Annotated in this window: 9 protein-coding genes and 1 pseudogene; 7 read left to right on the top strand and 3 right to left on the bottom strand. The window is 68.3% G+C overall.

The window, feature by feature from the left end:
* Positions 1–8: 8 nt before the first annotated feature.
* The gene (locus ACT3UN_RS00095; protein WP_444655694.1) at positions 9–1,763 is read right to left on the bottom strand and encodes an ABC transporter ATP-binding protein; all 1,755 of its coding nucleotides are present in this window, start codon (positions 1,761–1,763) and stop codon (positions 9–11) included.
* A pseudogene (locus ACT3UN_RS00100) lies at positions 1,760–3,579 on the bottom strand (ABC transporter ATP-binding protein). The gene ACT3UN_RS00095 and the pseudogene ACT3UN_RS00100 overlap by 4 nt, the downstream one beginning before the upstream one ends.
* 105 nt (positions 3,580–3,684) lie before the next feature.
* Between ACT3UN_RS00100 and ACT3UN_RS00105 the strand changes: the two are divergent.
* The 7 genes from ACT3UN_RS00105 to pntB all read left to right on the top strand — a co-directional run bounded on the left by ACT3UN_RS00105 (position 3,685) and on the right by pntB (position 13,054).
* Positions 3,685–4,356, top strand: coding sequence for an NUDIX domain-containing protein (locus tag ACT3UN_RS00105; protein WP_301442077.1), 672 nt, complete (start codon positions 3,685–3,687; stop codon positions 4,354–4,356).
* 63 nt (positions 4,357–4,419) lie between these two features.
* On the top strand, positions 4,420–5,826 hold the full coding sequence (locus ACT3UN_RS00110; RefSeq protein WP_301442079.1) for a DHA2 family efflux MFS transporter permease subunit: 1,407 nt from the start codon (positions 4,420–4,422) through the stop codon (positions 5,824–5,826).
* A 10-nt stretch (positions 5,827–5,836) separates the two neighbouring features.
* Positions 5,837–6,865: an ATP-dependent 6-phosphofructokinase gene (locus tag ACT3UN_RS00115; RefSeq protein ID WP_301442078.1), complete on the top strand. Its 1,029-nt coding sequence runs from the start codon at positions 5,837–5,839 to the stop codon at positions 6,863–6,865.
* A gap of 217 nt (positions 6,866–7,082) precedes the next feature.
* Complete coding sequence (locus tag ACT3UN_RS00120; protein ID WP_444655842.1) at positions 7,083–8,123, top strand: bile acid:sodium symporter family protein; 1,041 nt, start codon at positions 7,083–7,085, stop codon at positions 8,121–8,123.
* Positions 8,124–8,134: 11 nt separating this feature from the next.
* Positions 8,135–9,652 (top strand): Asp-tRNA(Asn)/Glu-tRNA(Gln) amidotransferase subunit GatB, encoded by a 1,518-nt coding sequence (gene gatB / locus ACT3UN_RS00125; RefSeq protein ID WP_441582060.1) that lies wholly within the window; start codon positions 8,135–8,137, stop codon positions 9,650–9,652.
* 368 nt (positions 9,653–10,020) lie between these two features.
* Complete coding sequence (locus ACT3UN_RS00130; RefSeq protein WP_444655696.1) at positions 10,021–11,571, top strand: Re/Si-specific NAD(P)(+) transhydrogenase subunit alpha; 1,551 nt, start codon at positions 10,021–10,023, stop codon at positions 11,569–11,571.
* Position 11,572: 1 nt separating this feature from the next.
* Positions 11,573–13,054, top strand: coding sequence for a Re/Si-specific NAD(P)(+) transhydrogenase subunit beta (gene pntB / locus ACT3UN_RS00135; protein WP_301443941.1), 1,482 nt, complete (start codon positions 11,573–11,575; stop codon positions 13,052–13,054).
* A gap of 32 nt (positions 13,055–13,086) precedes the next feature.
* On the opposite strand, the gene ACT3UN_RS00140 is transcribed toward pntB, so the two are convergent.
* Entirely contained in the window at positions 13,087–14,148 is a 1,062-nt protein-coding gene (locus tag ACT3UN_RS00140) for a glutathione S-transferase family protein (RefSeq protein WP_441582061.1), read from the bottom strand.
* Between the last annotated feature and the right edge of the window lie 51 nt (positions 14,149–14,199).

A 14,199-nucleotide genomic window follows, 5' to 3' on the forward strand; every position in this document is an offset into this window, starting at 1 on the left:
CGCGTCATCTACTCCACCAGCCTCCAGCCCTGCGCATCGTGCAGGTGGCTCCAGTAACGGGCGTACGTCCCACCGAGTGCCAGCAGCTCCGCGTGGGACCCCTGCGCCTCCACCCGGCCCTGCTCGTCGAGCTGCACGATGACGTCGGCGCGGGCGATGGTGTCCAGGCGGTGGGCGATGGCGAGCACGGTGGAGTGGGTGCGTAGTTCCTCCACCGCCGCGACGATGTTGGACTCGTTCTCCACGTCCAGGGCACTCGTCGCCTCGTCCAGCAGGACGACAGGCGCCTGCTTGAGCAGGGCACGGGCGAACGACACCCGCTGGCGTTCACCACCGGACAGTGCACGACCACCCTCGCCGACCCGGCTGTGCCACCCGTCGGCGAGCCGGGCGGCGACGGAATCCACCCCGGCCACGGATGCGGCGGCGACGACGTCGGCGTCCGAGGCGTCCTCCCGACCCACCCGCACGTTCTCCAGCAGGGTGTCGTCGAAGAGGTACACGTCCTGGAAGACCATGGACAGCTGCGACATCAGCTGTGTGGTGGTCTGCTCGGTGACAGGCGCACCGCCGACGTTGACGACGCCACTACCGGCATCGTAGAAACGGCTGATCAGGCGGGCCACCGTCGTCTTCCCTGACCCGGACGGGCCGACGAGTGCCACCATCCGCCCGGCGGGTATGTGGAGGTCCACGTCGCGCAGCACCGGGGAGTCCGGCGAGTAACCGAAGGTGACGTGCTCCAACGACACCGAACCGGGGGCGGTCAACTCCGCCGGACGGGACGGCTCCGGCAAGGGTGTGGCCGTGAGGACCTCGTCGATCCCGTCGAGCACGGCGCGCCGGCTCTCGATGCCCATCGCGCTCTCCGTGATCGCCGACAACGTGCTGGTGAAGCGGATCGCCAGGCCGATGAAGGCCAGTGCGGGAACCGGGTCCAGCGTGCCGGCGACCGCGAGTGAACTGGTCACGCTGATCAACGCCACGACCACGCCCTGGGTCGCCGCGCCGCCGAGCACCAGGCCGACGGTCTCCAGGCCCAGCGCACGCAGCTTCGTCGACCGGGCCCGCTCCATCGACTCGGTCAGGGGAGTGAAGTCACCGCTTCTGCCGCAGGACCGCAGCGCCCCCTGGCACTGGGCGAATTCCAGGATCCGGTCGGCGAGATCGTCCTGGGCCGGGGCGGTCCGCCGGGTCGCCCGCCGCATCAGGGCGGTGGAGGCCACGGTCAGCAGCGCGAACACCGGGACAGAGACGGTGAGGACCAGCCCGAGCAGCGGGTCCCAGAACCAGGAGACCACGACGATGACCCCGGCCGCTGTCGTCCGGCTGATCAACGGGACGATCATGTGCGCGATGATCTCCCCGGTGGTCATCAACTCCGTGGACACGATGCGCGACAAACGGCCCGCCCGCGACCGGGCGAACCACCCCAGCGGCTGACGGGTCACCTGGTCGCCGACGAGCCGGTGGATGTTGCGCAGGAAGTCCAGGGCCATGGCGTACCCCCACCTGTTGGAGAGGTAGTTCGCCACGAACGTGGCCAGGGCGAGTCCGGCCAGGACCCACATCCACCCGCCGAATCCGATGCCCCACACCGGGTCCCCGGTGGCCAGGGCGGTCACTGCGGGCAGGAGGGCGCCCAGCGCCGCACCCTCGAGGAGTCCGACGAGGACGGCGATGGACACCACACGCCGCATCGCACCCGGGTCGGCGAGCATCCGGCGACAGCGGGGGATTATGTCGGTCAGGGGGAGGTTCATGACTGGAGTCCTTCGGTGTTGTCCCAGAGACGCGCGTACCCCGGATGGGCGAGCATCTCTGCGTGCTTTCCGGCGGCGACGACCCTGCCGTTGTCGGTGAGGATGATCTGGTCGACCCCGGTGATGACCTCGGGGCGGTGCGCGATGAGAAGCACGGTCCTGCCCCGCACGAGGGTGCTCAGCGCCTCCTGGATCTGGTGCTGGGACTCCGGGTCGGTCAGGGCGGTCGCCTCGTCGAGGATGAGCACGGGGGCGTCGACCAGCAGCGCCCGGGCGATGGCGATGCGCTGGGCCTGGCCGCCGGACAGGCCGGCCTGCGACCCGTAGACCGTCTCGAGCCCGTGGGGCAGCGCCTCGATCTCGTCGAGCACGTGGGCCGCCCGCGCGGCCCCGCGTACCTCGTCGTCGGTGGCGTCGGGACGTCCCAACGCGATGTTGTCCCGGATGCTGACCCCCAGCAGCTGCGGATCCTGCAGGACGAATCCGACGTGGGAGTACAGGTCCGGTACCCGGGAGACGGGGACACCACCGATTCTCACGGTGCCGGAGTCCGGGTCCGCGAAGCGGGCGAGCAGGGTGGCGATGGTGGACTTTCCGGACCCGGACGGCCCGACGAGCGCGGTGACGGTGCCCTGCGGCAGGGTGAAGCTGACGTCGTCGACGGCGGCAACGTCCGATCCCTCGTAGGAGTACGTCACCTGGTCGAAGACGACGTCGTTGCCGGCGGGGGAGGACGCGGCGTCCGCGCCTGTGTCCGTACCGTCCGGCAGGGTCGGGGTCTGCAGGAGCCGCACGAGACGCAGCGCGGCCTGCCCGGCGAGCTGGTGCGACCACATCGAACTCATCCCGACCTCGATGGCGAACGGCACCAGCAGGGCGATCAGGGATGTCGCGGTGACGTCGGCGACGCTGACGTAGTCGTGGTGGACCAACCACGCGCCACCGCCGAGATTGACCAGCAGGACCAGCGGTACGGCGAGAGTCGACTGGCCCAGGGCCGCCATGCGGATCAACGGCTGGCACCAGGCGCGGTAGAAGGCGTAGAAGTCGTCGGCGGCCTGCTGGTAGCGGCCGTGGGCCTTGCCGACCTGACCGAACGCCTTGACCACCGTGATGCCGGTGACGAACTCCACCATCCGGGCCGAAACGTCGGCGAGCTTGCGGTCCATCTTGACCGTGTTCTCACCCATGCCCCGCATCATCACCAGGTTCGCCGTCAGGTACAGCGGAACGGTCGCGATGGACAGCAGACCGAGACGCCAGTCGATGACGAAGGCGTAGGCCATCAGCGCGACGGGCATGACCAGCGCGTTCGTCCCTTCGACCGGTTGATGGGCGATGAGCTGGTGCACGGTGGTGATGTCGTCCTGCAGGGCCTTGCGAACCGGCCCGAGTTCGTGGAGGTGAACCAGGACAGCGGGACACGGGCCAGGCGGGCGACGAGGTCACCGCGGATCCGGTGGCCGAGGCTGACGTCGGCCACATGGGCGAGTGTCAGGGCGATGAAGTAGACGAAGAGCCGGGCGGTGAAGGCGGTGAGCAGGATGAACAGCCACCGTCGGACGGCTGCGCCGTCGACCGCCTCGCCGTCGGCCGAGGCGCGGAGGAGGATCTCCCCGATCTGCACCAGCGCGACATAGGGGACGACGGCCAGGACCGCGGAGACCGCGGCGAGGAGGCGTCCGACCGCGAGCGGACCGGCGACCGGGGACAGCAGCTCCCGGAGCGCGGCAGCGCCGGCCTTCTGGTCGGCGCGACCGGAGGACCCCGAGTCGGTCGCCGGGTCCGTCCCCGGTTCTGCGTGTGGTGTGGTCATGTCTCTCCTGAGGTTTGGCAACCGTAACCATGAATGGGCTTCATGGTAGATCCGACGGGGCCTCCGCACAAGAGGGCCCCGGCGAAGTGGCGTACCCTCGTCGGCATGACCCAACAGGCACTGCACGGTGACGGGTGGGCCGTCGGCACCGACGGCACCCGACGGTGGGGCACGCTCGGTGCGGCGGGCCTCTTCCTCACCACCAGGGAAAACGACACGACCCTTCTCCTCGTCCAGCACCGCGCGAGCTGGACCAACTTCGGCGGCACCTGGGGGATCCCCGGCGGGGCGGTCGAGCCGGGGGAGTCCGCGGTCGAGGCCGCGCTGCGCGAGACGCAGGAGGAGACCGGCGTCGAACCGTCCGACGTCCACGTCTCCGACCACCTCGTCACCTCGCGCGCCGACCTCACCCACGTGCTGGTGCGGCTGCCGCTCGCCCCGGAGGACATGGTGCTTGCCGCACCGGTCACCGCGGCGGTGGAGGACGGGGCGACGCTGCTGGAGGCCGTGCGCTCCCACCGCATCACCCAGCCCGGCACCGGCTACCCGCTGACGATGACGATCTCCGGGCAGCTGTGCTGGGAGGTCCCGGACGACAGCATCGAGGAGTGGACGTACACCACGGTGCTGGCGACCTGCGACTCCGCGCTGGAGCTGTTCCCGTCGGCGGAGAGCGCCGACCTGGCGTGGTGCCCCATCGACGAGGTCGCCGAACTCCCGCTGATCCCGCCCTTCCGCGAGGCCCTGCCCGGGCTGCGGGAGATGCTGGAGGCCTAGGACCGCCTCTTCGTGGCAGACTGGTCCGTCGTGACCGAAAAGAACGCCTCGACGTACCCCACGATGCCGTTGCCGGCGAAGGACGCGTGGCCCGCGCTCTTCGCGTTGTGCACCGGTTTCTTCATGATCCTGCTCGACCAGACGATCGTCGCGGTGGCGACGCCGGAGTTCCAGCGTCAGCTCGGCGCCGACTACAACCAGGTCATCTGGGTGACCTCGGCCTACCTGCTGACCTTCGCCGTCCCGCTGCTCGTCACCGGACGTCTCGGCGACCGCTTCGGCCCCCGCAACGTGTACGTGGTCGGCATGACGGTGTTCACGCTGTCCTCGCTGTGGTGCGGGCTGGCGGGCAGCGTGGAGGAGCTGATCGCCGCGCGCGCCGTCCAGGGCCTGGGGGCGGCGCTGCTGACCCCGCAGACCATGGCGGTGATCAACCGCATCTTCCCGCGGGACAAGCGTGGCTCCGCACTGGGGGTGTGGGGCGCGACCGCCGGTCTGTCCACCCTGTGCGGACCGATCCTCGGCGGACTGATCACCGGCACCGTGGGCTGGGAGTGGGTCTTCTTCATCAACGTGCCCATCGGGGTGCTGTCGATCATCGCGGTCATGATGTGGGTGCCGCGGTTCCCGCCGGCGGCGCGGCGCATCGACCCGTGGTCCATCGTGCTGTCCGTTCTGGCCGTCTTCCTGCTGGTGTTCGGGCTGCAGGAGGGCGAGACGATGGACTGGGCCTGGTGGATCTGGGTGATGATCGTGGTGTCCCTCGTCCTGTTCGTCCTGTTCGTGCGCCAGCAGGTCGTCGCCGAGAAGCGGGGACGCGACCCGCTGATGCCGCTGAGCCTGTTCAAGGTGCGAAACTTCTCCCTGGGCAACATCGGCATCGTGGCCATGGGCTTCACCGTGGCCAGCGTGCCGCTGCCGTTCACGCTCTACTACCAGCAGGTGCACGGACTGACGCCGCTGGAGGCCGGCATGATGCTGGTCCCGCAGGCGGCGACGTCCCTGGTGCTGTCGCCCGTCGTCGGACGCATGACCGACCGCTACAGCCCGCGCGGGCTGGGTGCGTCCGGCTTCGCGGTGATGGGGCTGTCGATCGTGGGCATGACCGTGGTGATGTCCACCGACGTGAGCCACTACTGGACGGTGATCCCGTTGATCGGTCTGGGTGTGGGCAACTCGCTGGTGTGGGCGCCGAACTCCGCTTCGACGATGCGCGACCTGGAGCTCAGCCAGATGGGTGCCGGATCCGGCGTGTACAACCAGACCCGCCAGCTCGGCTCGGTGCTCGGCGTGGCGGCGGTAGGGGCCATGATGCAGTGGCGGCTCACCGTCGACGACCCCGGCGTGGCCTTCGGTCTGGCCGTGCTCCTGCCCGCCGCGACCATGCTCGTGGGGGTGGCGTCGTCCCTGTTGTCCAGGAACAACCTGCACCGGAGCTCGACAGTCGCAGCCGGGCCGTCGGCTGACTAGGATCAGTGGCATGCGCATCGCAACCTTGACCAGTGGAGGGGACTGCCCCGGACTCAACGCCGTCATCCGTGGCGTGGTCCGAACGGCGGCAGGCCGTGGAGCAACCGTCGTGGGATACCAGGACGGTTGGCAGGGGCTGGTCGAGGACCGCCGCATCCAGCTCTACGACGATGAGGACATCGACCGGATCCTCACCCGTGGTGGCACGATCCTGGGCACCGGCCGGCTCAAGACCGCCGACTTCAAGGCGTCGATCGACAAGATCCGCGAGAACCTCGACGACGCGGGCATCGACGTGCTCATCGCCATCGGTGGCGAGGGCACGCTCAAGGGTGCGCAGTGGCTGCACCAGCAGGGCCTACCGGTGATCGGTGTGCCCAAGACCATCGACAACGACGTCAACGCCACCGACTACACCTTCGGTTTCGACACGGCGGTGGCCGTGGCAACCGACGCCATCGACCGGCTCCACACCACCGCCGAGTCGCACAACCGTGTGATGATCGTGCAGGTCATGGGCCGGCACGTGGGCTGGATCGCCCTGCACGCCGGCATGGCCGGTGGTGCCCACGACATCCTGATCCCGGAGGTGCCCTTCGACATCGACGAGGTGTGCAAGCGCATGTCGCGTCGCTTCGAGCTGGGTGAGAAGTACGGCATCATCGTGGTGGCCGAGGGGGCGGTGCCCAAGGAGGGCACGTTCGACATCGGTGACCGGGCGGTGGACCAGTTCGGTCACCAGAAGTTCGACGACATCGGTGCGAAGATCGCCCACGAGATCGAGAACCGTCTGGACACCGACGTGCGTTCCACGGTGCTGGGTCACATCCAGCGTGGTGGTACCCCCACGGCGTTCGACCGGGTGCTGGCGACCCGGTACGCGGTGCATGCCACGAAGGCGGCGTTGCGTGGGGAGACCGGCAAGGTCGTCGCGTTGCACGGTGAGCGTATCGAGCTGGTGTCCTTCGACGAGGCGGTCGGCAACCTGAAGGTGGTGCCGCAGCAGCGTATCGACTCCGTCGGCGCGCTGATCGGGTAGCCACCCGGCCCGTCCTGCATGTATGTTTCCGCGGTGAACGACGTGCATCCGGCCCCTGCCGGACAGGGGAGGGGGTACCCGCTTGTAGGGTGACCCTCACCGCATCAGGCATCCCGCGTTCATCCCCGTCCTCGCGCGGCCGACCACCCCCGGCCCACGGAGATGACGCGCACTCACGGCTCCTTTCCGAAAGTGACCTGACCTCCCCGTGTCTTCTGTGTCTTCCGGGTCCTCCGCACCCTCCACGTCAACATCCGCGTCCTCCTCCGCCACCCAGGACCGTAGCGCCTACATCGCCTCGCTGGGCTTCCCCGTCCTGGTGATCATCGGCGGAGTCATCGGTTTCCTCGGCGGCGACGACCTGTCTGCCGCGACGTCCGGGTGGATCAACTGGCTGCTCGGGCTGATCATGTTCGGCATGGGGCTGACCCTGAAGCCCGGCGACTTCGTCCTCGTGGTCAAGCGGCCCCTGCCCGTGGTCGTGGGGGTCGTCGCACAGTTCGTGATCATGCCCCTGGCCGCCCTGCTGGTGGTGTGGGTCCTCGGGCTGCCGTCCGCCATCGCCGCCGGCGTGGTCCTCGTGGGCTGCGCCCCGGGCGGCACGGCGTCCAACGTGGTGTCCTACCTCGCCCGCGGTGACCTGGCCCTGTCCGTGGCGATGACGTCGGTCTCGACCCTGCTCGCCCCGCTGCTGACGCCGCTGCTCACCCTGTGGCTGGCCGGGCAGTACATGCCCTTGGACGCCGGCTCCATGGCGGTGTCGATCGTGCAGGTCGTGCTCGTGCCGGTCATCGCCGGGCTCCTGTTCCGTTTCCTGCTGCCCCGGCTGATCGAGAAGATCCTGCCGGCACTGCCGTGGATCTCGGTCGTCGCCATCGCCGCCGTGGTGGCGATCGTCGTCTCCGGAAACCGCGACAACCTCCTGGAGGCAGGTCTCCTGGTGCTGGTGGCCGTCGTGCTGCACAACACCCTCGGCCTGGCGCTGGGCTACGGTGCGGGCAAGGTCACCGGCCGGCCCGTCCCGGTGCGTCGCACCATGGCCATCGAGGTCGGGATGCAGAACTCCGGGCTGGCAGCCGGGCTCGCCGCACAGCACATGGAGCCGATGTCCGCGCTGCCCGGTGCCATCTTCTCCGTGTGGCACAACCTGTCCGGTGCGGTCTTCGCGGCCCTGTGCCGTGCGTCGGACCGTCGTGCGGCACAACGAACCGACCACAGAGCGGACCACGCCAGCGACGCCGCGGACGCCATCCACTAGACTGAATCACCATGACAGCCGTGGTGAACGATTACTCCGATGACGTGATGGACTTCGACGAGGTGCTCGAGCGCTTCGACCCCGTGATGGGGATGGAGGTCCACGTTGAACTCGCGACGCGGACGAAGATGTTCTCCGCGTCCTCGGCGGAGTTCGGTGACGCACCGAACACCAACGTCGACCCCTGCAGCCTCGGCCTCCCCGGAGCGCTGCCCGTGGTCAACCGCCAGGGCGTCGAGTGGGCCATCAAGATCGGCCTCGCCCTGAACTGCGACATCGCGCCCTACTCGCGCTTCGCCCGGAAGAACTACTTCTACCCGGACCAGCCGAAGAACTACCAGATCTCCCAGTACGACGAGCCCATCGCCCACGACGGCTACCTCGACATCGTGCTGGACGACGGCACCCCGTGGCGCATCGAGATCGAGCGCGCGCACATGGAGGAGGACACCGGCAAGCTCACCCACCTGGGTGGTGCCACCGGACGCATCCACGGCGCGACGGCGTCGCTGGTGGACTGCAACCGTGCCGGTATCCCGCTGATCGAGATCGTCACCAAGCCCATCGAGGGCGTGGGGGAGCGCGCCCCGGAGATCGCGCGCGCCTACGTCACCGCCCTGCGTGACCTGGTCAAGGCACTCGAGGTCTCCGACGCACGTATGGACCAGGGGTCGATGCGCGTGGACTCCAACCTGTCCCTGCGTCCGGTGGGGACCACGGAGTTCGGTACCCGTACCGAGACCAAGAACATCAACTCGCTGAAGTCGGTCGAGCAGGCCGTGCGTTTCGAGATGCAGCGCCAGGCGGCCTGCATCGTCAACGACGTGGAGATCATCCAGGAGACCCGCCACTACCAGGAGGCCGACGGCACGACCTCCCGCGGGCGCGTCAAGGAGACCATGGCGGACTACCGCTACTTCAACGACCCCGACCTGCCCCCGGTGCTCGCACCGTCCGAGTGGGTCGAGTCGATCCGCGAGACGCTGCCGGAGATGCCCTGGATCCGCCGCGCCCGCATCCAGGAGGAGTGGGACCTCAAGGACGAGGAGATGCGCGACCTGGTCAACGCCGGTGCCCTCGACCTGATCATCGCCACCGTCGAGGCCGGGGCCACCCCGTCCGAGGCGCGCAGCTGGTGGGTCGCCTACCTGTCCCAGAAGGCCAAGGAGGCCGGCGTCGAGCTCGAGGGCCTGGAGATCACCCCGGTCCAGGTCGCCCGCGTCGCTGCACTGGTCAAGGAGGGCAAGCTGACCAACAAGCTCGCCCGCAAGGCCGTCGACGGCGTGCTCGCCGGCGAGGGTGACGTCGACGAGGTCGTCGCCGCCCGCGGCCTGGAGGTCGTCCGTGACGACGGTGCGATCGAGAAGGCCGTGGACGACGCCCTCGCCGCCAACCCCGACATCGTCGAGAAGTACAAGGCGGGCAACAAGAAGGTCACCGGTGCCATCGTCGGTGAGGTCATGAAGGCCACCCGCGGCAAGGCCGACCCCGCTCAGGTGAACAAGCTCATCGCCACGAAGCTGGGCTGAGACCGGTCCACGTCGTAGAAACACCGACCCCCGGGGTGCCCACCCCGGGGGTCGATGCGTGGGGTGGGGACCCTACACGGGGGAGGTTTCGTTATCCGCAGAAACGTTAAATAGGTCCCCTCGGACGGTGTCGGGGGCACCGCATCCGGGAAAACGGGGGTGGTTGACTGCCCTGCGCGGGAAGATCCGGACAATATCACGGAACCTCTGTTGGCGAGTCAGCTACATGTGCATAATAAACCGGACGTTAACATACGTGTACCCAATGACTGGGTCGACGTCCGGGCGCGCTCGCGACCTCCACCCACACCTATGGTGGGCATGCCGCGGCCCCGGAAAGCTCGACCACGCACCAGAGGAGCCCTCCGTTGCTCATAGGTATCCCCCGGGAACCGCAAACCTTGGTCTCTGCGACACCTGACACCGTCGGCAAGCTGATCAAGCTCGGCTACGACGTAGCCGTTCAGTCCGGCGCAGGTGACAAGGCGAACTTCCCCGACAGCCAGTTCGAGGCCGTCGGTGCCACGATCGTCGGCGAGGACGTCTGGTCCTCCGACATCGTCACCACCCTCGACACCCCGACCGCCGACCAGCGTGGAGCCCTGAAGTCCGGTGCCACCCTGATCTCCCGGCTCGCACCGGGACGCAACGACGAGCTCGTCCGGGAGCTGGCGGAGAAGAACGTGACCGCCATCGCCATGGACACCGTCCCGCGTATCAGCCGCGCACAGTCCATGGACGTGCTCAGCTCCCAGGCGAACATCGCCGGCTACCGTGCGGTCATCGAGGCCGCCAACACCTTCGGCCGGCTGTTCACCGGTCAGGTGACCGCGGCGGGCAAGGTTCCCCCGGCCACCGTGTACGTCATCGGCACCGGCGTCGCCGGGCTGGCGGCGATCGGCACGGCCAACTCGATGGGCGCGGTGGTCAAGGCCACCGACCTGCGTCCGGAGACCGCCGAGCAGGTGGAGTCGATGGGTGCGGAGTTCGTGGCCATCCCCACCGCCTCGGAGAAGTCCGACGACGGCTACGCCAAGGAGATGACCCAGGACCAGGCCGCCGCGGCGGCGAAGCTCTACGCAGAGCAGTCCGCGGCGTCCGACATCGTCATCACGACGGCCAACATCCCGGGACGTACCTCCCCGGTGCTGCTGACCGCGGCGGACGTGGCGAAGATGAAGCCGGGTTCGGTCATCGTGGACATGGCTGCCGCCAACGGCGGCAACTGCGAGCTCACCGTCGCCGGCGAGGTCACGACCACCGACAACGGTGTGAAGATCATCGGCTACACCGATCTCGCCGGACGCCTGCCGGCGCAGTCCTCGCAGCTCTACGGCCAGAACGTGGTGAACCTGTTCAAGTTGGTCACCCCGGGCAAGGACGGCCAGACCGTCCTGGACCTCGACGACGAGATCGTCCGCGGCATCACCGTGACCAAGGCTCAGGACGGTGCGCACGCCGCGCAGGACGCCCAGGCCGAGATCCTGTGGCCACCGCCACCGGTGAAGGTCTCCGCCGCCCCGGCGCCCGCGCCGAAGGCTGAGGCGGCCCCGGCCGCCGAGGAGGAGGCGCCGGCGAAGTCCACCCTGCCGTGGAAGATCCTCGCCGGGATCCTCGGCATCGCCCTGGTGCTGGTCAGCCCCCTGGAGGTCGCCGACGAGTACATGGTGCTCCTGCTGGCCGTCGTGGTCGGTTTCTACGTGATCACCGCGGTGACCCACAAGCTGCACACCCCGCTGATGAGCGAGACGAACGCGATCTCGGGCATCATCCTGGTCGGAGCGATCCTCCAGGTCGGATCGTCGAACGTCGCCGTGGCAGTCCTGGCATTCATCGCCATCGTCGTCGCCTCGATCAACATCTTCGGTGGCTTCTTCGTCACCAGGCGCATGCTCACCATGTTCGAGGGAGGCAACTGACATGACCCTGACCAACCAGCTCATTCTCGCCAACGGTCCGAGTGAGTCCGTCCTGGAGTGGACGGACAAGGTCACCAACCTGGCCTATATCATCGCCGCCCTGCTGTTCATCCTGGCTCTCGCGGGCCTGGCCAAGCAGCAGTCCGCCTCCCGCGGCAACCGCTTCGGCATGGCGGGCATGGCGATCGCCCTGATCGCCACCATCGTCAAGGCCGTCGTGGCCTCCGCCGACGACTCCGAGAACTACAACAGCCCGTTCGTCACCCTGATCCTCATCGCCATCGCGATGATCATCGGTGCGGCTATCGGCATCCCGCGTGCCCGCAAGGTCGAGATGACCGGCATGCCCGAGCTCATCGCGATGCTGCACAGCTTCGTGGGTCTGGCCGCCGTGCTCATCGGCGTCAACTCCTTCATCCAGCGTTCGGAGTCCGACGAGCACGTCGCCGGCTTCAACCTGGGCGAGATCTACCTGGGCATCTTCATCGGTGCGGTGACGCTCACCGGCTCGATCGTGGCCTACCTGAAGCTGTCGGGGAAGATCAGCGGTTCGCCGCTGATGCTGCCCGGCCGCAACCTGCTCAACATCGGCGTGATCCTGGTGTCGCTGGTCGGCATGGGCGTGTTCATCGCCGCCGGCACCGACAACCCGGCACTGTCCTGGACCGTCCTGGGCGTGATGCTCGTGCTGGCCCTGGCCCTCGGCGTGCACCTGGTCGCCGCCATCGGCGGTGGCGACATGCCCGTCGTGGTCTCGATGCTGAACTCCTACTCGGGCTGGGCCGCCGCGGCCGCCGGCTTCATGCTGGCCAACCCGCTGCTGATCATCACCGGTTCGCTGGTGGGTTCCTCCGGTGCGTACCTGTCCTACGTGATGTGCAAGGCGATGAACCGGTCGTTCATCTCGGTGATCCTCGGTGGCTTCGGCGCCGACTCCTCCGGTGGCGACGACCGCGACTACGGCGAGCACACCGAGGTCTCCGCCGAGGACACCGCCGAGCTGCTCAAGGGTGCGAAGTCGGTCATGATCACCCCGGGCTACGGCATGGCCGTCGCCCAGGCGCAGTACCCGGTCGCCTCGCTGGTCGCCAAGCTGCGCGACCAGGGCATCGACGTGACCTTCGGCATCCACCCGGTTGCGGGCCGTCTGCCCGGCCACATGAACGTGCTGCTGGCCGAGGCCAAGGTACCCTACGACATCGTCCTGGAGCTCGACGAGGTCAACGACGACTTCGGCGACGTGGACGTGGTGCTGGTCATCGGTGCCAACGACACGGTCAACCCCATCGCCGAGGAGCCGGGTTCCCCGATCGCCGGCATGCCGGTGCTCAAGGTGTGGGAGGCCGACAAGGTCATCGTGTTCAAGCGGTCCATGGGCTCCGGCTACGCCGGCGTGCAGAACCCGCTGTTCTTCAACGACAACACCGACATGCTGCTCGGCGACGCCAAGCAGTCCGTCGAGGCGATCACCTCCGCCCTCTAGGAGGACGCCCGATCACGCACTGTCAGGCACCGTCAGGCACCGTCACCGTCCCGGACGTCCTCCGGACGCGGTGCCGCCGGTGCCGTACCGTCACCGAACGGTGATCCGCCCAGCCGCCCCCTGTCGTGGGCGGTGGTGAACCCCACCGGGTCCGGCCCCACGGCCACGACCCCGGTGGGGTTCACGTCTGTGTGGACGATGTAGTAGTGGTCCTTGATCTGCCCGAAGTTGGTGGTGTCGCCGAAGCCGGGGGTCTGGAACAGGTCACGCAGGTAGCCCCACAGGTTCGGCCTGCTGGAGATCGTGTAGCGGTTGCACTTGAAGTGCCCGTGGTAGACCATGTCGAACCTGACCAGGGTGACGTAGAGGTAGATATCCGCCAGGGTGATGTGCTCGCCGACGAGGTAGCGGCGGGTCGCCAGGCGCTCCTCGAGCACGTCGAGGGTGTCGAAGAGTTCGCCGAAGGCCTTCTCGTAGGCGTCCTGTGACCCGGCGAAGCCGCACTTGTAGACGCCGTTGTTGACGGTGCGGAACACCCGGTCGGCGATCTCGTCGATCTCCTCGCGGAGCTCGGTGGGGTAGAGGTCCGGGGCACCGTCGCGGTGCAGCGGGGTCCACTCGGTGACGAAGTCACGCACCATGGTGCGGAAGTCGTTGGTGACCACGGCCTTCGAGTCGACGTCCACCAGCGCCGGGACGGTGATGCCCTTGGGGTAGTCGGCGTAGCGGTGCAGGTAGCAGTCGCGCAGGCGTCCGACGCCGAGCACCGGGTCCACGGAGTTCGGGTCGAGGTCGAAGGTCCACGATTTCCAGTCGTGGGTGGGGCCGGTCAGCCCCAGGCTCAGTGGGGCGGGCGACTCGGGGGTGTCGGCCCCGTCGAGGCCGAGCAGGCGCCGGACGATCACCGCGCGGTGCGCCCACGGGCACGCGCGCGCCGCAACGAGGCGGTAGCGTCCTGCCGTCACGGGCCAGGCGACGCCCTTGCCGGACGCGGTGCTCGCCGCGTCGAACCCGTCGGTGTCGGCGACGACGCGGTCGTCGATGTAGCTCATGTCCCGGTCGAAGCCCTCGGCCCCGCTGGCGACGTATCCCATGGTGTCCTCCATTTTGTGTGTTCGTGGGTGCGGTGGTGCGACATACCGTGT

It is taken from the genome of Corynebacterium sp. AOP12-C2-36 (assembly GCF_052379185.1).
Classification (GTDB): domain Bacteria; phylum Actinomycetota; class Actinomycetes; order Mycobacteriales; family Mycobacteriaceae; genus Corynebacterium.

Excerpts from the sequence above, each read along its gene's own strand:
- ACT3UN_RS00095 (WP_444655694.1), bottom strand. The coding sequence starts at position 1,763 with ATGAACCTCCCCCTGACCGACATAATCCCCCGCTGTCGCCGGATGCTC.
- ACT3UN_RS00105 (WP_301442077.1), top strand. The coding sequence starts at position 3,685 with ATGACCCAACAGGCACTGCACGGTGACGGGTGGGCCGTCGGCACCGAC.
- ACT3UN_RS00110 (WP_301442079.1), top strand. The coding sequence starts at position 4,420 with ATGCCGTTGCCGGCGAAGGACGCGTGGCCCGCGCTCTTCGCGTTGTGC.
- ACT3UN_RS00115 (WP_301442078.1), top strand. The coding sequence starts at position 5,837 with ATGCGCATCGCAACCTTGACCAGTGGAGGGGACTGCCCCGGACTCAAC.
- gatB (WP_441582060.1), top strand. The coding sequence starts at position 8,135 with ATGACAGCCGTGGTGAACGATTACTCCGATGACGTGATGGACTTCGAC.
- pntB (WP_301443941.1), top strand. The coding sequence starts at position 11,573 with ATGACCCTGACCAACCAGCTCATTCTCGCCAACGGTCCGAGTGAGTCC.
- ACT3UN_RS00140 (WP_441582061.1), bottom strand. The coding sequence starts at position 14,148 with ATGGGATACGTCGCCAGCGGGGCCGAGGGCTTCGACCGGGACATGAGC.